The sequence below is a fragment of the Arthrobacter sp. NicSoilB8 genome (genome assembly GCF_019977355.1).
Taxonomy (GTDB): Bacteria; Actinomycetota; Actinomycetes; order Actinomycetales; family Micrococcaceae; genus Arthrobacter.
In genome coordinates this window covers 2,753,196-2,771,327 of the sequence record NZ_AP024655.1, presented here as the reverse complement: position 1 = coordinate 2,771,327, position 18,132 = coordinate 2,753,196, and the positions used below count along the sequence as shown (strand labels likewise).

Here is an 18,132-nt window from a genome sequence, read left to right as displayed (position 1 = left end):
TCCGGTAATCCGGTGTGTGCGAGACACGTCATGAACGTGCTGTCCGCGCCCCGGCGAGGTCATCTATCTACCCATAGGGGTTTTTGTGTCTACACCTGATGTAAGCAGCGAAGCCGGCGCGTCCGCGAAGAACGTCACGGGCAGCAGCCGCGTTAAGCGCGGCATGGCGGAGATGCTCAAGGGCGGCGTCATCATGGACGTCGTCAACGCCGAGCAGGCCCGCATCGCCGAAGACGCCGGTGCCGTGGCCGTGATGGCGCTGGAACGCGTTCCGGCCGATATCCGCGCCCAGGGCGGCGTGTCCCGCATGTCCGATCCCGACATGATCGAAGCGATCATCGCGGCCGTGTCCGTTCCCGTCATGGCCAAGGCCCGGATCGGCCACTTCGTCGAGGCGCAGGTCCTGCAGTCCCTCGGCGTGGACTACATCGACGAATCCGAGGTCCTGACCCCGGCCGACTACACCAACCACATCGACAAGTGGAACTTCACCGTTCCGTTCGTCTGCGGTGCCACGAACCTGGGTGAGGCCCTGCGCCGCATCAACGAGGGCGCGGCGATGATCCGCTCCAAGGGCGAGGCCGGCACCGGCGACGTCTCCAACGCCACCACGCACATGCGCCAGATCCGGGCCGAGATCAAGAAGCTCGCCGGCATGGCCGAGGACGAGCTCTACGTCGCGGCCAAGGAACTGCAGGCCCCGTACGAACTGGTCAAGGAAGTTGCCGCGACCGGCAAGCTCCCGGTGGTGCTGTTCACCGCCGGCGGCATCGCCACCCCGGCCGACGCCGCCATGATGATGCAGCTCGGCGCGGACGGCGTGTTCGTCGGCTCCGGCATCTTCAAGTCCGGCAACCCGGCCCAGCGTGCCGCCGCCGTCGTGAAGGCCACCACCTTCTACGACGACCCGGACGAGATCGCCAAGGCCTCCCGCGGCCTGGGCGAGGCCATGGTCGGCATCAACGTCGACGAGATCCCGCAGCCGCACCGCCTCGCCGAGCGCGGCTGGTAGTTCGCACTTTCGGGCGCCGGACGGATCACACCGTCCTTCGCCTTACGCTCCTGATTGGACGACGGCGGCGGGTCACCTTCTTGGTGACCCGCCGCCGTCGTCGTTTCCACCCAACTAACTGGCAGCAGGGGCCGTTTTGGGCGGTCAAAACGGCCCCTGCTGCGAGCCAGTTGGGGTGGACCGGAGTCAGTCCAGGCCGCGGCGCTTAAGCAGCGGCCCGAGCTCCGCATCGCGGCCGCGGAAGGCCCGGAACGACTCCAGCGGGTCCCTGCTGTTGCCGCGGGAAAGCAGCTCGGCCCGGAAGAAATCGCCGTTGGCTCGGCTGAGGCCGCCGTGTTCCTTGAACCATTCCACGGTGTCGGCGTCCAGGACTTCGCTCCAGATGTAGGAGTAGTAGCCGGCGGCGTACCAGCCGCCCGCAAAGATGTGCTGGAAATACCCGGTCCGGTAGCGCGGCGGGATCAGGCTGTGAGCCACCCCGGCCGCGGCCAGCGCCTTCGCCTCGAATTCGACGACGTCGTCCGGGATATCGGAGCCGCCCAGGACATGCCACGCCAGGTCCAGCAGGGCCGCGCCGAGGTATTCCGTGGTGCCGAACCCTTCGCCCCACAGCTGCGCGGCGTTGAGCTTGTCCACCGCTTCCTGGGGCAGTGTCTCGCCGGTCGCATGGTGCCGTGCGTAATTGGCGAGGACCTCGGGCCACATGATCCACATTTCGTTGACCTGCGACGGGTACTCCACGAAGTCGCGCGGCACGTTCGTGCCGGAAAACCGCGGATAAGTGACGGCCGAGAACAAGCCGTGGAGGGCGTGGCCGAACTCGTGGAACGTGGTGCGGAGTTCGTCCAGCGTCAGCAGGGTGGGCTCGCCGGCCGGCGGCTTGGAGATATTGAGGTTGTTGATCACCACCGGCCGCGTGTTCAACAGTCCGGACTGCTCCACGAGGGAGTTCATCCACGCGCCTCCGCGCTTCGTGTCCCGTGTGTAGTAGTCGCCCAGGAACAGGCCCAGCTCCGTACCGTCGGAATTCCTGGCCTCCCAGACCCGGACGTCCGGGTGGTAGCCGGCGAGGTCGGCACGTTCGTGGAAGGTGACGCCGTACAAGGCGTTGGCAGCGAAGAACACGCCGTCGTTCAGGACCCGGTCCAGTTCGAAGTACGGGCGCAGGGCCTGCTCGTCCACCGCGTACCGCTCACGCCTGACCTTGGCGGAATAGTACGCCCAGTCCCAGGCCTCGAGCGGGTGACCGGCCGCCTCGGCCAGCGCCTCGGCCTCGGCGTCGGCATTGCGGACGGCGGCAGGGGCCAGCCGGCTCATCATGTCCTGCACGGCCTGGAAATCCGGAGCGGTCTGCCGGTCCACCGTCAGCTCGGCAAAGTTTGCGAATCCCAGAAGCGCGGCCTTCTCGGCGCGGAGCCGGACCATGTCCCTGACCAGGTCCAGCACGTCGAAGCTGCCGCCGTCGCTGCCGCGGCCGATCGAGGCCTCGTAGAGCCGCCGGCGGACATCCCGGTTCGAAAGGGCAGCCATGGCGGGCTGGTTGGTTGGCTGGATCAGCGTCAGCAGGAACTTGCCCTCGTGACCGGCGGACCGGGCGGCTTCGGCGGCGCTGGCGATGTCGTCGTCGGGCAGACCAGTGAGGTCTGCGGCGTCGTCCAGCAGCAGGGCTGCAGACTTCATGCCTTCCTTCACACGCTGCCCGAACTCGGTGCCCAGCCGGGCGAGTTCGGCGTTGATCTCTTTGAGGCGCCCTTGGCCTGCGTCGTCAAGCTGGATGCCCGAGGCCCGGAACTCCTTGAGGTATTCCTCCACGAGCCGGACAGACTCCGCGTCCAGGGCGGTGGTGTCCAGCGCCGCGAAGCGTTCGTAGAGCCCCCGGTTGAGGTAGATGGCATCCTGGTGGGCGGAGAAGAGCGGGGACAGGCGGGTCTCGAGATCGCGGATGGCATCCGAGGCGTGTGCTGAAACCAGCGTGAAGAACGAGGCGGCTGCGCGTTCCAGGAGCCGCCCGGAGCGTTCCATGGCCAGGGCGGTGTTCTCGAACGTCGGGGCCGCCGGGTCGGACACGATGGCCTGGATTTCGGCGAGATGCTCAGCCAGGCCGGTCTCGACGGCCTCGGCGTAGTGCGCGTCTTCGATGTCCGCGAATGGCGGCAGGCCGTAGGGCAGGGTGCTGGGGCTCAGGAGGGGATTGGTCATGAAGCGACTCTTTCATGCAGCACGCGGGTTCTCAATGACCATCTCAGTGTGTTGTCACTGCGCCCACCGTATGATGGGCCCCTGTGGGGCTGACCCGCCGGGGCGGAAAATGCCGGGGACCGACGCCGGAGGGCGGCGGCCGTGGCGTGTCATGGGCGGTGGTCCCAGGGCGGTGGCCCCGGTGGGGTGATGCCCCGGGAACCGCTGCCGTGCAGGGACCAAAGGGAACAAAAGGGGAACATGTGGAGACGCTGAACGAACGCCGCCGGGAGGTCGCCGTGCCCGGAGCCGAGTTGGCCGTGTTTGAGTTTGGCCCGGAACCGGGCCCTGACGTGCCCACGCTGCTCCTGGTGCATGGCTACCCGGACGACCACCGGGTGTTCCTTCCGGTCATCCGCGAGCTGGCGCGGACGCACCATGTGGTGGCCTACGACACGCGGAACGCCGGCGCCTCCGCCGTCCACACCCCGGGCGGGGACTATTCGCTGAAGACCTTGGTGGACGATGCCTTCGCCGTGCTGGCGGGGGCCGGCATCCAGGCAGTCCACCTCGTGGGACACGACTGGGGGTCGATCCAGGGCTGGGCCGTCGTGCAGGACCCGAGGGCGCACGGCCGGATCGTCCGGTACACGAGCATTTCCGGCCCCGACCTGGGGCACTTCTCCCGCTGGATCCGAGGGCGCGTCCGGCACCCGCAGGCCTGGCCGGAGCTGGCCGGGCAACTGTTGCGCAGTTGGTATATCGGGGCGTTCCTCGTCCCGGTCCTGCCCGAAGCCGCCTGGCGCCTGTTCCTCACCCGCCGCTACGAAAAGACGGCCAAGCGCGACGTCGGCAGCGATCCTGTCCGCGGCCTGGCCCTGTACCGCAGCAACTTCGGCGGCCGGCGGAAGCCGGCCGCCGCGGGCCGGGTGACCGTTCCCGTGCACGTCGTGGTCCCGCTGAAGGATCCCTTCCTCGCACCGGCCCTGGTCGAGGGGCTCGAGTCGTGGGTGGACGATGTGACAATCACCAGGGTTGACAGCGGCCACTGGTGGCCGGCCACGCGGCCGGCCGAATTCGCGGCCCTGCTGCGGCATCCGGCGGCAACGCCGTAGGGCGCCGCAGCCATGGCGGAGACAGCGGAGACATCCGTGCAGGATCGGGCGCCGCGGAACGGCGTCTTCCGCAACGGGATGGAATACGTGTCCTGGGGCCGGGGCGCTAAGTCCCTGCTCTTCGTCCAGGGCGGACCGGGGAGCGTCGTGCCCCAAGGGGCGCTGCGCGGACTGTTGCGCCGGGAGCTGGACCCCTACCTGGCGGCCGGATATGCCATCTGGATTGTCACCCGCCGGCGGAACATGCCGGAGTCGCACACGAGCGCGGACATGGCGGACGACTATGCACGGCTGATCGCCGAGGAGTTCGGCGGCCGCGTTGATCTGGTGGTGGCCGAGTCATTCGGCGGGATGATCGGGCAGTACCTGGCCGCCCGCCATCCGGAATCCTTCGGGCACATCGCCATGGTCGTCACGGCAGCCGAGCTCAGCGCCTGGGGCAAGGACGTGGACCACCGGATGGCGGCCGCCGTCGCCTCCGGAGACCCGGGCGGTGCCGGGACCGTTCTGGCAGAGTATGTTCTTCCGGGTCCGCGGACCCGCTGGCTGCGGGAACTGCTGGGACCCGCCCTTGGCAGGCGCGTGCTGGGCCGCACCGGCTGCCCCGCCGCCGACGTCCTCACCGAGGCGCGGGCCGAACTGGCCTTCGACGCGCGGGCCGTGCTGCCGCTCATCCGGCGGCCCGTCCTGCTGCTCTGTGGGGGGCGTGACGCATTCTTCCCGAGGGCCGCCGCGGAGGAGACCGCGCGGCTGATTCCGGACTGCACCCTCATTGTCTACGAGCGGTGGGGCCATGTCCGGACCGTATTCAGCCGGCGGGTGCCCCGAGACGTCCTGGCGTTCGTCGGGTCCTGCTAACGACAGACTGGGCCGGTGGAAAGCAACGCGAACCCGACAGCCAAAGACCGCCCGCCCACGGTCCATCTGCCCTGCGGACCCAACGGCGCAGGCGGGACGACACGGGCCCGGGAACTTCAGGCGGGACTTCAGGCCGTGCGCTTCAGCCTGGATGAGTGGATGCTGCGCACCTGACGCCAGCTAGCCGGCGTCCAGCTCCAGGGCCATGAAGACACTGTTGGGATCGAGCTCGTAGCCGGCGAACGGCGGGCAAGGCGTGAAGCCGTGCCGCTCGTACAGCCGGCGGGCGGGAACGAAGAATTCCTGGCTGCCTGTCTCCAGGAACAGCCGCCGGTACCCGCTGGTCCGGGCCTCCGTCAGGAGGCGGCTGAGCAGCGCCGTGGCGACGCCGCGCCCGCGCGCCCGTTCCGAGGTGCGCATTGACTTGATCTCGCCAAGGCCTGGCCCGAGGTGTTTCAGCGCCGCGCAGCCCAGGAGCCGGAAGTCCTCCCGTGCGGTCCAGAAGCGGATGTCCGGTCCGGCCAGCGCGGCAGGATCAAGGGCGTGCACGCTTTCCGGCGGGGACGTCGCGTACATGTCGGCGAGGTGCCCCGCCAGGAGTTGCAGGACGTCCTCCCGCTCCGGGGTGTCCCGGCCGACCAGGATCATGCCGCGCGTTGTGCCAGCCAAGGCACTCAGCGGGGCCGGCGGGCGGCGTGCTCGCGCGCAAGCACCGCGTAGGAGTCGTCCGGGGTGCCCGGGGTGAAGCTGCCGTACTTGCGTTCGACGGCGGTCCGGATCAGGAAGTCCGCCAGGGCAGGGTTCTTGGGCAGCAGCGAGCCGTGGAGGTAGCTCGCCACGATGTTGCGGTAGCGGGCGCCTTCCTGGCCGTCAGTGCTGTTGTTGCCGGTGCCCTTGGCCGTGGTTCCGAGCGGCGCGACGCCGGGACCGAGCGTGGTCTGGCCGCTGTGGTTCTCATAGCCCAGGATGCTGCCGAACTCGGGGGAGGAGACGGTGACGTTGCCGATCAGGCGTTCGTCGGTGCCGTGCGTCTCCACGTCCAGGACTCCGATGCCCGGAATGACCGAGCCGAGCCGGGTCTTGAAGAATTTTCCGAACAGCTGGTAGAGCCCGCAGATCACGAGCATCGGCATGCCGTCCTCGGCCAGTGCCTTCAGCGTGGACTCGCGCGAGAGGAGGTCGTCCTGAATGACGAGCTGTCCGCTGTCCTGTCCGCCGCCGCCCACAATGAGGTCCACGTCCGCCGGGAACGGATCACCGACGTTGTATTCGAGCAGCTCCGGCGTGTAGCCGTGCCAGCGCAGCCGCTGCGCGAGGACCAGGGCATTGCCCCAGTCGCCGTAAATGTTCATGTCCCGCGGGTAGAGCTGCAGGACCCGGATGGTGCCCTTGCTGGGGACAGCCGGGTTTTCGGGCGGGAGCTCGTGGCCGAAGGAGGGCCCGTGCGCGGATTCCGGGGACTGGGGGGTCATGAGACCACCTCTACTGTGGTGATTTTGGACAGCTCGCGGCGGATGGCGAGCATGGCCGTGTACGTGCAGAAGATCCTTTTCGGCTTGCCTTGGGCGCCGCGGATGAACGCTGCCAGTGCCGGCGCGATCTCCGTGTCCACTGCGCCGATGGCGACGTCGTCGTACTGCAGCCGCAGCGCCATGTCGTAAGCGCGGGAGCCCGTGAGCTGGTCCACGCCGCCGTCGCGCAGGGTGTCGAATTCGACGTCCCACAGCCAGGACATGTCCCGGCCGTCAGCATAGTTGTCGTTGATGGCGATCATCGTCGCGTAGCCCGCGGCAGGGAAGGACTTCAGGCCAAGCCGGAAGCCGCTGGGGTTTTTAACCAGGACGAGTTCCAGCGGCAGGCCGTCGACCACCAGGCTTTCGCCGCGGCCGAATGCCGGCGCCACCTTGGACAGCGCCGAGACCAGGCCGGCCTGGTCGGTGCCCGTGCCGCGGGCCCCCGAGATCGCCCGTGCCAGGGTCAGCGCCGCGGCGGCGTTGAAGATGTTGTAGACGCCGCGCAGCTTCATCGCCGTGGTGACCGTGACGCCGTCGTACTCGAAATCGGCGTCATCGGCGCCCACGCGGCGCAGCACGACGTCGGCTGCCGGCCGGGCGGGGGCGGCCGGCACCGGGCTGCCCGGGGCGGCTCGCATGTCATCGTCGTTGGGGAAGGTGCTCAGCAGCGAATCGTCGAGCCCGAAGTAGAGCACCTCCGGCCCGTCCAGGGTGGCGGCGATCCGGGCGACGCGGGGGTCTTCCCGGTTGAGGACCACGGTCCCGGTGGTCTTGGAGGCGATGTGCTGGAGGAGTTCGGCGGTCTTGTCGATCTCGCCGAATCGGTCCAGCTGGTCCCGGAGGACGTTGAGCAGGAGGCTGTAGCGCGGCGGGACCTTGTTGACGAAGTGCACGGCATGCGCCTCATCCAGTTCCAGGACCGCGACGTCGGCCTCCAGCCGGCCCCGCCAGTCCACCTCGCCGAGGAGCGCGGCGGCGACCCCGCGGGTGAAGTTGCTGCCGGTGCGGTTGGTGAAGACCTTCAGCCCCTGGCTCTCCAGCAGTTCCACCACCATCTTCGTGGTGGTCGTCTTCCCGTTCGTGCCACTGACGACGGCGACCCCCAGCGGCAGCGTGGACAGTGTCCGTTGCATGAAACCGGGATCGATTTTTTCGACCACAAGCCCGGGAAGGGCCGAGCCTCCGCCCCTGAGCCGGGAGACCCGGCGGACGAGCTTGCCGAGCGGAACGCTGAAGTAAAGCATGCTCTGTAATATATCCCAGCAGAGGCATGGAACCCCGCCGGCGGCGACCGGACGGAGCGGGGAGCACTATGCTGAATGAATGACCAACCCCCCTTCCACGGACCCTTCCCGCGCGGGTGCAGGCCTGCGAATAGGTGTCCTCGCGCTTCAGGGCGACTTCCGGGAGCACCTGCGTGCAGCGGAGGCCATGGGCGCCACCGGCATCGGAGTCCGCCGCCCGGCCGAACTCGACGGACTCGACGGCCTGATCATTCCCGGCGGTGAATCCACCACCATCGACAAGCTCGCCCGCGCCTTCGAACTCGCGGATCCGTTGCGCAAACTCATCGCCGACGGCCTGCCCGTTTATGGCTCCTGCGCGGGCATGATCCTGCTCGCGGACGAGATTGCCGATCCTGCGACGGACCTTGCCGGGAACCCGCAGCAGACCTTCGGCGGCTTGGACATTACCGTGCGCCGCAATGCTTTCGGCCGGCAGCGCGAGTCCTTCGAGACCGATCTCGAATTCAAGGGACTGGGCTTCAGCGACACCGGATCCGGCGTGGCTCCCGTTCATGCGGTATTTATCCGCGGCCCATGGGTGGAGCGTGTGGGTCCGGGTGTGGACGTCCTGGCGCAGGTGGAACCCGCGGACCCGGAGCATGCATCGCATGCCGCCGTCCTGCAGGGGACGGCTAGAATTGTTGCTGTGCGTTCGGGCCAGCTGCTGGCCACCTCCTTCCACCCGGAAGTGACAGGGGAGAAACGCGTGCATGAACTGTTTATTCGAATGATCAGAGGAGAAGCGTAAAGCATGTCAGGCCACTCCAAATGGGCGACGACCAAGCACAAGAAGGCGATCCTCGATAGCCGGCGGGCCAAGTCCTTCGCCAAGCTGATCAAGAACATCGAAGTCGCCGCGCGCATGGGCGGCCCGGACCTTTCCGGCAACCCGAGCCTGGAACTCGCTGTCACCAAGGCCAAGAAGACCTCGGTGCCCGCTGACAACATCGACCGCGCCATCAAGCGCGGTGCCGGCCTCACCGGCGAGGTCGTCGACTACACCGAGATCATGTACGAATGCCGCGGCCCGCAGGGTTCCGCACTGCTGATCGAGTGCCTCACCGACAACAAGAACCGCGCCGCCTCCGAGGTCCGGCTCGCCATCTCCCGCAACGGCGGCACGATTGCCGACCCCGGTTCCGTCAGCTACCTCTTCAGCCGCAAGGGCGTCGTCTCGCTGCCGAAGAACGGACTGAGCGAGGACGACGTGCTGATGGCCGTCCTGGACGCCGGCGCCGAGGAAGTCAAGGACAACGGCGACAGCTTCGAAATCCACTCCGAGCCCACCGACCTGCAGGCCATCCGGGACGCGCTGAAGGAAGCCGGCATCGAATACGACACCGACGAGGCCGAGTTCGTGCCCTCGATGCAGGTGCCGCTGGACCTCGACGCCGCCAAGAAGTTCATGAAGCTCGTGGACGCACTCGAGGAACTCGACGACGTCCAGAACGTCTACAGCAACGCCGACCTCAGCGACGAAGTGCAGGCTGCACTGGAAGCCGAGTGACCAAGCCACCCCGCGGTGGTTCCGAGGCCCGGTCTTGACGGCCCAAACGTGACGCTGCGCGTCCTGGGCGTTGACCCGGGCCTCACCCGTTGCGGCATCGGCGTCGTGGACGTCGAAAAGAACCGCCGGGCCACCATGGTGGCCTTCGGCGTCGTGGGCACCTCACCGGAGGAGAGCCTGGACCAGCGGCTGCTCGTCATTGCCACGTCCATCGACGAATGGCTGGACCTCTACGAACCCGACGTCCTCGCCGTCGAGCGGGTCTTTTCCCAGCTCAACGTCAGCACCGTCATGGGGGTGGCCCAGGCGTCCGGCGTGGTCATTGCGGCCGCCGCGCGCCGCGGCATCCCGGTGGCCCTGCACACGCCGTCGGAAGTCAAAGCCGCTGTCACGGGAAGCGGCACCTCCAACAAGGACGCCGTCACCAAACTGGTGACCAAGATCCTCCGGCTGGATGCGCCGCCCCGCCCTGCCGACGCCGCCGACGCCCTGGCGCTGGCGATCACCCACGCGTGGCGGGCCGGGAGCGGGGCCGCGGTGGCGACGACGGGGCCGGGCAGCCAGGCACTCACCCCGGCCCAGCGGGCGTGGGCCGACGCGGAGGCAAAAGCGCGCCGGGCGCGCTGAATGTCCGGCTGTGCGGCCACAGGACTTGGTAGGCTATTCGTAGATATGTTCGGATAGGCGGCCCCGCCATCTGTATTTATCGCTGTAATTTTCGCTGTATTTGTCGCTGTGCAATTTTTGCTGTAGACCCAGGAGCCCGGCCTTGATCAGTTTTCTTCGCGGAACCGTAGCGCACGTTGGCCTGTCTTCCGCCGTGATCGACCTCAACGGCGCCGGCATGAGCGTCAACGCCACGCCGCAGACCCTCAGCAGCCTGCGGGTCGGGGATGAGGGCAAGCTGTTCACGTCCCTCATCGTGCGGGAGGACTCGCTGACCCTCTTCGGCTTCGCCAGCGATGACGAACGGGAGGTGTTCGATGTCCTGCTTAGCGTCAGCGGCGTCGGTCCGCGCCTCGCCCTGGCCGTGCTGGCCGTCCACGAACCGGAGGCCATCCGGGTGGCCGCTCACTCCGGCGACGGCAAGGCCTTCACGAAGGTCCCCGGAATCGGACCGAAGGTGGCCGGCCGGATCGTGCTGGAACTCGCCGGGAAGCTCGTACCGCACGGAACCGGCGGCGCCGCGGGCACGCCGGCCCCTTTGCCGTCCGCGGAATCCGTCTGGAAGCCCCAGGTGGTCGCCGCGATGACAAGCCTCGGCTGGTCCGAAAAGGATGCCACCGCCAGCATCGAGAAGTCCCTCGCCGATTCCCCCGACCTCGCCGCGAACGGCAACGTGGCGGAAATCCTCCGCGCGACGCTGCGCTGGCTGGGGCAGGACGGCGCCCGCGCGGGAAACCGGGTAGGCGCGCGTGGCTGAGCCGTCGATCGTCACCGGGGGGGAGGAGCCGGAGGAGCGCGCCATCGAAGCCGCCCTGCGGCCCAAGAACCTGCACGACTTCGTGGGCCAGCACCGGGTCCGGAAGCAGTTGTCCCTCGTCCTGGAAGCCTCGCGCATGCGCGGCCGCAGCGCGGACCACGTGCTGCTCTCCGGCCCGCCCGGCCTCGGCAAGACCACGCTGTCCATGATCATCGCCGCCGAAATGAATGTTCCCTTGCGGATCAGCAGCGGCCCGGCCATCCAGCACGCCGGCGACCTCGCCGCCATCTTGTCCTCACTCTCCGAGGGCGAGGTCCTGTTCCTGGACGAGATCCACCGCATGTCCCGGCCGGCCGAGGAAATGCTGTACATGGCCATGGAAGACTTCCGCGTCGACATCGTCGTCGGCAAGGGCGCCGGCGCCACCGCCATCCCGCTGGAACTGCCGCCTTTCACCCTCGTCGGCGCCACCACGCGCGCCGGCCTGCTCCCCGGGCCGCTGCGTGACCGCTTCGGGTTCACCGGCCACCTTGAGTTCTACTCCGTCGAGGAGCTCGAACTCGTCCTGCGCCGGTCCGCCGGCCTGCTGGACCTCAAGGTCAACTCGGCAGGGTTCAGCGAGATCGCCGGACGGTCCCGCGGCACGCCGCGCATCGCCAACCGGCTCCTGCGCCGGGTCCGGGACTGGGCGCTCGTGCACGGCATCGAGCAGATCGATTCCCGGGCGGCGTCCGCGGCACTGGACATGTATGAGGTGGACAAGCGCGGCCTGGACCGGCTGGACCGCGCCGTTCTCGAGGCCCTCATCACCAAGTTCGGCGGGGGACCCGTGGGCCTGTCCACCCTGGCCATCGCCGTCGGCGAAGAGACCGAAACCGTGGAAACCGTCGCCGAGCCCTACCTTGTGCGTGAGGGACTGCTGGGCCGGACGCCGCGGGGACGCATTGCCCTGGCGCCGGCCTGGACGCACCTGGGCTTCGCCGTTCCCGCCGGCGTCTTCGGCCAGGACCCGCTGGAACTGTTCCAGGCCGACGAGCTGGCCGATGACCCGAGCGACGGTCCGGACAGCGGGACGGGCGGCGAATTCGGTGAAGAAACCGGTCCGGAGCGGATCCGAAACAGCCGCTAACACCGTTCCTTCAGCTTTTCCCTTTAGACTGGTATGACGCTCGGCACGTTCGGGTTTTGTTTCCGTGGGCGGAGAGCAGGAAGCCGCCGGCGGGTGGGGGATGGTCTCGCTGCCAGCTTGCTGTGCAGACCGTTGCCCGCGCCGCCCGGAGCAAACGGACGTTGCTGAAAAACAGCTATGCAAGTACAGAACGGAACAATCCCTGTGTTCGGACTTATTTCTGCCCAGACCCAGCCGCAGGCCGGCGGCGGCATCGACATCATGACGATTCTCCTGTTCGTCATGCTCGGACTCTTCGTCTTCATGATGTTCCGCCGCAACAAGAAGACCCAGCAGCAGCAGGCCCAGCTGCAGTCCAAGTTCGAGCCCGGCGTTGAGGTCATGACCAGCTTCGGACTGTTTGGCCGGATCGTCAACATCGACGAAGCGGAGAACAAGGTCACCCTGGAACTCTCCCCGGGCAACACCGCCACCGTGCACCGCCAGGCCGTCACCAAGATCGTCGAGCCTGTCGTCGCAGCCGAGGAGCCCACCGTTGTTCCCGACGATGCGTCCTCGCTGACGACCGAAAAAGTGAACGCTGACACCACGGACAGTGCGGCCGCCGCCAACGAGGCGCCGCGCAGTGAAACTCCCGAGGAAACCCTGCGCCGCCTCAACGACGAAGGCAAGAAAGACAGCTAGTCTGCCTAACTGAGCTATCCCGCGAAGCAACGGTTGCGGGCATCCGTCGGCGGGGGCCCCGTGCCCGCGCCGGCGGATCCGCCGTAAATAATAGAAAGATCGACAATGGCACGAACTGGCCCCAAAAACTCAGCCATCAGGATGCTGGTCTGGCTTGGCGTACTCATCGCCGCCATGACGGCCGTCCTGGCGGGCGGCACCCTTGCCGGCCAGGCCAGCTGGGCTCCCAAGCTCGCCCTGGACCTTGAAGGCGGCACCCAGATGATCCTGGCGCCCAAGGTTGAGGGCGATTCGGGTATCACCGAAGAACAGCTCAACCAGGCCGTGGCGATCATTCGTCAGCGCGTGGACGGCTCGGGCGTCGCAGAAGCAGAAATCAGCACGCAGTCCGGCCGCAACGTCGTGGTCAGCCTCCCGGGAACGCCTGCCAAGGAAACCCGCGCGCTGATCCAGGCATCCGCCGACATGAACTTCCGGCCCGTGCTCCAGGCAGGCGCCGGCGCGGCGGTCCCCGAGGCTTCCCGGACCCCTGAGGCGCAGCTGCCCAAGCCGACAGCCGCACCCGCCAACAGCAGCGACCAGAACTGGATCACTCCCGAGATCTACAAGCAGTTCGAAGCACTCGACTGCGACAACCCCTCCCAGGACAAGCAGCAGCGGTCTGACCCGACCAAGCCGCTGGTGACCTGTGAGCCGGCCTCGGCAAATTCGCCGGCCATCAAGTACATCCTCGGTCCGGTGGAAGTTAAGGGCTCGAACATCAAGTCCTCCTCGTTCCAGCTGCAGCGCGGCGCCCAGGGCGCGGTGACCAATGAATGGGCCGTCAACATCCAGTTCGATGACGCGGGCACGGCGAAGTTCAAGGAAGTCACCGAGCGGCTGTACCAGTTCTACGCCGCCGGCGGCGGCCAGACCGGCTCGGATCCGCGGGCCCAGTTCGCCATTGTCCTGGACGACCAGGTCATCTCCGCCCCGCGCTCCCTCGCCGTCATCACCGACGGCCGCCCGCAGATCACCGGCGGGTTTACCGAGGAATCCGCGAAGGCGCTCTCCGACCAGCTTCGTTTCGGCGCCCTGCCGATCAGCTTCGAAATCCAGAGCGAACAGCAGATCTCGGCGACACTCGGCGGGGAGCAGCTCCGCATGGGCATGCTCGCCGGCCTGATCGGCCTGCTGCTGGTGGTGGTGTACTCGCTGTTCCAGTACCGGGCCCTCGGCTTCGTGACCGTCGCGTCCCTCGTGATCGCCGGTGTGCTGACGTTCCTGGCCATCGCCATCCTCGGCTGGACCGAAAACTACCGGCTGTCCCTCGCCGGCGTCGCCGGCCTGATCGTGGCCATCGGACAAACGGCCGACTCGTTCATCGTCTACTTCGAACGCATCCGCGACGAGCTCCGCGAAGGCCGCGGCCTGGTCTCGGCCGTGGAGAACGGCTGGAAGCGCGCCAAGCGCACCATCCTCGCATCCAAGGCCGTGAACCTCCTCGCCGCCGTCGTGCTGTTCTTCGTTGCAGTGGGCAACGTCCGCGGCTTCGCCTTCACCCTCGGCCTCACCGCGATCGCCGACCTCATTGTCGTCTTCATGTTCACCCACCCGACCCTGCAACTGCTGGCCCGGACCAAGTTCTTCGGCGAAGGCCACAGGTTCTCGGGCCTGGACCCGAAGCGCCTGGGCGCCGTCCCGCTGTACCGCGGGGCCGGCCGGATCCGTACGCCCGAGGACAAGCCGGTGGCCGTGGTCCGCGCCAAAAACACCGGCGCCGCGGCAGAGGCCGAGCGCCGGATGACGATTGCAGAACGCCGCCTGGCCGAAAAGCAGGAGCAGGCACAACAGGCACAGCTCGCCGGTTCCTCCAAGAGCGCGTCCAAGGAGGGCAAGTAAATGGTCAACTTCTCAACGTTCGGCAATGAGCTGTATACGGGCAAGCGCTCGTACGACTTTGTCGGTTACAAGAAGATCTGGTTCCTGGTTGCGGGGATCGCCGTCGCACTCTCCATCCTGATCCCGATTGCCAAGGGCGGCTTCAACCTCGGCATCGAGTTCCGTGGCGGCTCCGAGTTCACGGTCTCCAACGTCAAGACCACCGACGCGGCCCTCGGCGAGAAGGCCGTGCAGGATGTCGTGGCGGGTTCCGTGCCGCGCGTGGCCAACGTCGCCGGCACCACCATGCGCATCCAGACGGACAAGCTCACCGACGACGAGACGCTGCAGATCAAGGAAGGCCTCACCAAGGCCTACGGCGTGACGGACAACGAAGTGACGTCCACCTTCGTCGGCCCCACCTGGGGTGCGGATGTGACCAAGCAGGCCCTGCTCGGCCTGGCGATCTTTGTCGGGCTGGCCGCCGTCCTGATGGCGCTGTACTTCAGGACCTGGAAAATGTCGCTCTCGGCACTCGTCGGCATGATCGTCACGATGTTCATTACCGCCGGCGTCTACGGCCTGAGTGATTTCGAAGTAACGCCGTCGGCCATCATCGGCTTCCTGACAGTGCTCAGCTACTCGCTGTACGACACCGTGGTGGTGTTCGATAAGATCCGCGAGAACACCTCGGACATTCAGGCGTCCACCCGGCGCACTTTCGCCGAAGAGGTCAACCTCGCCATCAACCAGACCCTGGTCCGGTCCATCAACACGATGGTGGTGGCCATCCTGCCGGTCGGCGCGATCCTGTTCATCGGTGCGGGCCTGCTCGGCGCCGGAACCCTGCGGGACCTGTCCCTGGCGCTGTTCGTGGGCATCCTTGTCGGCACCGCCGCGACGATCTTCATCGCGGCCCCGCTGTACGCCTGGCTGCGGCAGGGTGAACCCGAGCTGGTCAAGCAGGCCAAGCGGGTGGAGCAGCGGCGTGCCGAGGCGGCCAAGACCGCCTCGCCGGCTGCGCCTGCCACCGCCTGAGCTGACACCAGACGGGCCGGAGAACGTCGTTTGCGGCGGCCTCCGGCCCGTCGCCGTATCCCGGCGGGTTATCGAAGTATCCTGCTGCGGGAATACACTTGAATAATTAACCGGTCGCGAGAGGTGCTCCATTGGAAGAACGTTCGACGCCGGTGCCGGAGGCACCAGCGGACAAGGGCCAAGGCCAGGGTTCTCAGACTGGCCTGGTGGCTCCCGGACGTCCCGATGTTCCCGTGCCCGTGGACAATTCCGGTGCCCGGCCGACGTTCCCCGGCCGGCGCGAACGCACCCGGTCGCGACTGGCCCGGCTGACGGGCCGCGGAGCCCCCGCGTACTCCCCGATCCTGGAGCCGTTGCTGCGCACCGTTCGCGCCAACAACCCCAAAGAGGACTTTGACCTCATCCAGCGCGCCTTCGTGGTGGCCGAGCGCTGCCACCGGGGCCAGAAGCGCAAGAGCGGGGACCCGTACATCACGCATCCGGTCGCCGTGGCGACCATCCTGGCAGAGCTCGGTCTCAGCGGAACCACGCTGGCCGCGGCCCTGCTCCACGACACGGTCGAAGACACCTCCTATACACTGGCCGACCTGAAGGCCGAGTTCGGCCCGGAAGTGGCCATGCTGGTGGACGGCGTCACCAAGCTGGACAAGGTCAGCTTCGGTGAGGCGGCCCAGTCCGAGACCGTCCGCAAGATGGTCGTGGCCATGGCCAAGGACATCCGCGTCCTGATGATCAAACTCGCCGACCGGCTCCACAACGCCCGCACGTGGCGCTTCGTCTCCGCCGAGTCCTCGGCCCGCAAGGCCCGCGAAACCCTGGAAATCTTCGCCCCACTGGCCCACCGGCTCGGCATGAACACCATCAAGTGGGAGCTGGAGGACCTCTCCTTCGCCGCCCTCTACCCCAAGGTGTACGAGGAAATCGTGCGCATGGTGGGGGACCGGACCCCGGAGCGGGAAAAGAACCTGGCCGTCATCCGCAACCAGATTACCGAGGACCTCCGCGCGGCGAAGATCAAGGCGACGATCACCGGCCGGCCCAAGCACTACTACTCGATCTACCAAAAGATGATCGTCCGCGACAAGGACTTCGACGACATCAACGACCTCATGGGCGTGCGTGTCCTGGTCGACTCAGTCCGGGACTGTTACGCGGCCCTCGGCGCGATGCACTCCCGCTGGAACCCCCTGCCCGGGCGTTTCAAGGACTACATCGCGATGCCCAAGTTCAACATGTACCAGTCGCTGCACACCACGGTGATCGGTCCCGGCGGCAAGCCCGTGGAAATCCAGATCCGGACCCACGAGATGCACCGGCGGGCCGAATACGGCGTGGCCGCGCACTGGAAGTACAAGGACCAGCCGAACCGGACGGCCGCCGGCCCCGGCAGCCCCCGCGACGGCGACATGGGCTGGCTGCGCTCCCTCGTGGACTGGCAGCAGGAAACGTCGGACCCCGGCGAGTTCCTCGACTCCCTGCGCTTTGAAATCAACGCCCGCGAAGTGTTCGTCTTCACCCCCAAGGGCGAGGTCATGGCCCTGCCGGCAGGGTCCACGCCGGTGGACTTCGCCTATGCCGTGCACACCGAGGTGGGCCACCGGACCATCGGCGCCCGCGTCAACGGCAAGCTTGTTCCGCTCAACAGCGAACTGAACCACGGCGACTGGGTGGAGATCTTCACCTCCAAGGCCGAGGGCGCCGGCCCCAGCCAGGACTGGCAGCACTTCGTCAAGAGCGCCCGGGCCCGGAACAAGATCCGGCAATGGTTCAGCAAGGAACGCCGCGAGGAAGCGATCGACCGCGGCAAGGACCTGCTGACCAAGGCGATGCGGAAGCAAAACCTTCCGCTGCAGCGGCTCATGACCCACGACGCCCTGGCCGCGATCGCGGAGGACTTCAAATACGCCGACATCTCCGGCCTCTACGCCGGCGTGGGCGACGGACACACTTCAGCGCAGTCCGTCATGGAGCGCCTGGTGGAGAGCCTCAGCGGGAACGAGCACCCGGACGATGAGCTCGCCGAGGTCTCCATCCCCACCCAGGTCAGCAAGGCCCGCTTCTCCGATTCCGGTGTTGTTGTCCGCGGCGTGGACGACGTCTGGGTAAAGCTGGCCCGCTGCTGCACGCCGGTGCCGCCGGACCCGATCCTGGGGTTCGTCACGCGCGGCTCCGGCGTCTCCGTGCACCGCACCGACTGCACCAACGTCAGCGGCCTGATGGACCAGCCGGACAGGATCGTGGAGGTCGACTGGGCACCCACGCAGTCCAGCGTGTTCCTGGTGGAGATCCAGGTCGAAGCGCTGGACCGCAAATCGCTGCTCTCCGACGTCACCCGGGTTCTGTCGGAAAACCACGTCAACATCCTCGCGGCGAGCGTGCACACGTCCACCGACCGGGTGGCGATCTCCAAGTTTGCGTTCGAAATGGGCGATCCCAAGTACCTCAGCCACGTGCTCAGCGCAGTCCGGCGGATCGACGGCGTCTTCGACGTGTACCGCACCACCGGAAACCGCCGGCGCAACTAGCCC

17 protein-coding genes are annotated in these 18,132 nt (G+C 67.4%); 13 read left to right on the top strand and 4 right to left on the bottom strand.

The genetic code is table 11. The annotated features are described in order from the left end of the window. The first annotated feature begins 85 nt into the window (after positions 1–85). Positions 86–1,012, top strand: a complete 927-nt coding sequence (gene pdxS, locus LDO15_RS12470; RefSeq protein ID WP_223979184.1) for a pyridoxal 5'-phosphate synthase lyase subunit PdxS — start codon at positions 86–88, stop codon at positions 1,010–1,012. Between the two features lie 186 nt (positions 1,013–1,198). Here the strand turns inward: pdxS and LDO15_RS12465 are convergent, their stop codons facing one another. Then, the gene (locus LDO15_RS12465) at positions 1,199–3,211 is read right to left on the bottom strand and encodes a M3 family metallopeptidase (protein ID WP_223979182.1); all 2,013 of its coding nucleotides are present in this window, start codon (positions 3,209–3,211) and stop codon (positions 1,199–1,201) included. 242 nt (positions 3,212–3,453) lie between these two features. On the opposite strand from LDO15_RS12465, the gene LDO15_RS12460 reads away from it, so the two are divergent. The 3 genes from LDO15_RS12460 to LDO15_RS12450 are packed head-to-tail and all read left to right on the top strand — an operon-like array spanning position 3,454 to position 5,337. Further along, entirely contained in the window at positions 3,454–4,305 is an 852-nt protein-coding gene (locus LDO15_RS12460) for an alpha/beta fold hydrolase (protein ID WP_223979181.1), read from the top strand. Positions 4,306–4,317: 12 nt separating this feature from the next. After that, positions 4,318–5,163 (top strand): alpha/beta fold hydrolase, encoded by an 846-nt coding sequence (locus LDO15_RS12455; RefSeq protein ID WP_223979179.1) that lies wholly within the window; start codon positions 4,318–4,320, stop codon positions 5,161–5,163. Positions 5,164–5,178: 15 nt separating this feature from the next. Further along, positions 5,179–5,337, top strand: a complete 159-nt coding sequence (locus tag LDO15_RS12450) for an ATP-binding protein (protein ID WP_223979178.1) — start codon at positions 5,179–5,181, stop codon at positions 5,335–5,337. A gap of 6 nt (positions 5,338–5,343) precedes the next feature. Here LDO15_RS12450 and LDO15_RS12445 read toward each other — a convergent pair whose 3' ends face one another. Genes LDO15_RS12445 through LDO15_RS12435 form a run of 3 tightly spaced genes read right to left on the bottom strand, consistent with a single transcriptional unit; the run spans position 5,344 to position 7,921 of the window. Then, on the bottom strand, positions 5,344–5,811 hold the full coding sequence (locus tag LDO15_RS12445; protein WP_223987325.1) for a GNAT family N-acetyltransferase: 468 nt from the start codon (positions 5,809–5,811) through the stop codon (positions 5,344–5,346). A gap of 26 nt (positions 5,812–5,837) precedes the next feature. Next, a complete protein-coding gene (locus tag LDO15_RS12440) occupies positions 5,838–6,635 on the bottom strand; it encodes a glutamine amidotransferase (RefSeq protein WP_223979177.1) in 798 nt (265 codons plus the stop codon). After that, a complete protein-coding gene (locus LDO15_RS12435) occupies positions 6,632–7,921 on the bottom strand; it encodes a Mur ligase family protein (RefSeq protein ID WP_223979176.1) in 1,290 nt (429 codons plus the stop codon). Before LDO15_RS12435 ends, LDO15_RS12440 begins: the two co-directional genes overlap by 4 nt. Positions 7,922–8,000: 79 nt before the next feature. On the opposite strand from LDO15_RS12435, the gene pdxT reads away from it, so the two are divergent. The 9 genes from pdxT (at position 8,001) to LDO15_RS12390 (ending at position 18,129) form a co-directional block, all read left to right on the top strand. Then, positions 8,001–8,711, top strand: coding sequence for a pyridoxal 5'-phosphate synthase glutaminase subunit PdxT (pdxT, locus tag LDO15_RS12430; RefSeq protein ID WP_223979175.1), 711 nt, complete (start codon positions 8,001–8,003; stop codon positions 8,709–8,711). A gap of 3 nt (positions 8,712–8,714) precedes the next feature. Next, entirely contained in the window at positions 8,715–9,470 is a 756-nt protein-coding gene (locus tag LDO15_RS12425) for a YebC/PmpR family DNA-binding transcriptional regulator (RefSeq protein ID WP_018773179.1), read from the top strand. 48 nt (positions 9,471–9,518) lie between these two features. Next, positions 9,519–10,097, top strand: a complete 579-nt coding sequence (gene ruvC, locus LDO15_RS12420) for a crossover junction endodeoxyribonuclease RuvC (protein ID WP_223979174.1) — start codon at positions 9,519–9,521, stop codon at positions 10,095–10,097. A 142-nt stretch (positions 10,098–10,239) separates the two neighbouring features. Then, positions 10,240–10,893 (top strand): Holliday junction branch migration protein RuvA, encoded by a 654-nt coding sequence (ruvA, locus tag LDO15_RS12415; RefSeq protein ID WP_223979173.1) that lies wholly within the window; start codon positions 10,240–10,242, stop codon positions 10,891–10,893. Further along, on the top strand, positions 10,886–12,022 hold the full coding sequence (gene ruvB, locus LDO15_RS12410) for a Holliday junction branch migration DNA helicase RuvB (protein ID WP_223979171.1): 1,137 nt from the start codon (positions 10,886–10,888) through the stop codon (positions 12,020–12,022). The genes ruvA and ruvB overlap by 8 nt, the downstream gene beginning before the upstream one ends. Positions 12,023–12,283: 261 nt before the next feature. Then, positions 12,284–12,706 carry a preprotein translocase subunit YajC gene (gene yajC / locus LDO15_RS12405; protein WP_223987322.1) on the top strand — a complete coding sequence of 141 codons (423 nt, stop codon included), beginning with the start codon at positions 12,284–12,286 and terminating at the stop codon, positions 12,704–12,706. 105 nt (positions 12,707–12,811) lie between these two features. Continuing rightward, the gene (gene secD / locus LDO15_RS12400; protein ID WP_223979170.1) at positions 12,812–14,587 is read left to right on the top strand and encodes a protein translocase subunit SecD; all 1,776 of its coding nucleotides are present in this window, start codon (positions 12,812–12,814) and stop codon (positions 14,585–14,587) included. After that, complete coding sequence (secF, locus tag LDO15_RS12395) at positions 14,588–15,604, top strand: protein translocase subunit SecF (RefSeq protein WP_223979169.1); 1,017 nt, start codon at positions 14,588–14,590, stop codon at positions 15,602–15,604. Between the two features lie 206 nt (positions 15,605–15,810). Next, positions 15,811–18,129, top strand: a complete 2,319-nt coding sequence (locus tag LDO15_RS12390) for a bifunctional (p)ppGpp synthetase/guanosine-3',5'-bis(diphosphate) 3'-pyrophosphohydrolase (protein WP_276572920.1) — start codon at positions 15,811–15,813, stop codon at positions 18,127–18,129. Positions 18,130–18,132 lie beyond the last annotated feature (3 nt).

Bases quoted from the DNA above. Each gene is read 5' to 3' on its own strand.
- LDO15_RS12465 (WP_223979182.1), bottom strand. From the start codon at position 3,211: ATGACCAATCCCCTCCTGAGCCCCAGCACCCTGCCCTACGGCCTGCCG.
- LDO15_RS12455 (WP_223979179.1), top strand. From the start codon at position 4,318: ATGGCGGAGACAGCGGAGACATCCGTGCAGGATCGGGCGCCGCGGAAC.
- LDO15_RS12445 (WP_223987325.1), bottom strand. From the start codon at position 5,811: ATGATCCTGGTCGGCCGGGACACCCCGGAGCGGGAGGACGTCCTGCAA.
- LDO15_RS12440 (WP_223979177.1), bottom strand. From the start codon at position 6,635: ATGACCCCCCAGTCCCCGGAATCCGCGCACGGGCCCTCCTTCGGCCAC.
- LDO15_RS12435 (WP_223979176.1), bottom strand. From the start codon at position 7,921: ATGCTTTACTTCAGCGTTCCGCTCGGCAAGCTCGTCCGCCGGGTCTCC.
- pdxT (WP_223979175.1), top strand. From the start codon at position 8,001: ATGACCAACCCCCCTTCCACGGACCCTTCCCGCGCGGGTGCAGGCCTG.
- LDO15_RS12425 (WP_018773179.1), top strand. From the start codon at position 8,715: ATGTCAGGCCACTCCAAATGGGCGACGACCAAGCACAAGAAGGCGATC.
- yajC (WP_223987322.1), top strand. From the start codon at position 12,284: ATGACGATTCTCCTGTTCGTCATGCTCGGACTCTTCGTCTTCATGATG.
- secD (WP_223979170.1), top strand. From the start codon at position 12,812: ATGGCACGAACTGGCCCCAAAAACTCAGCCATCAGGATGCTGGTCTGG.
- secF (WP_223979169.1), top strand. From the start codon at position 14,588: ATGGTCAACTTCTCAACGTTCGGCAATGAGCTGTATACGGGCAAGCGC.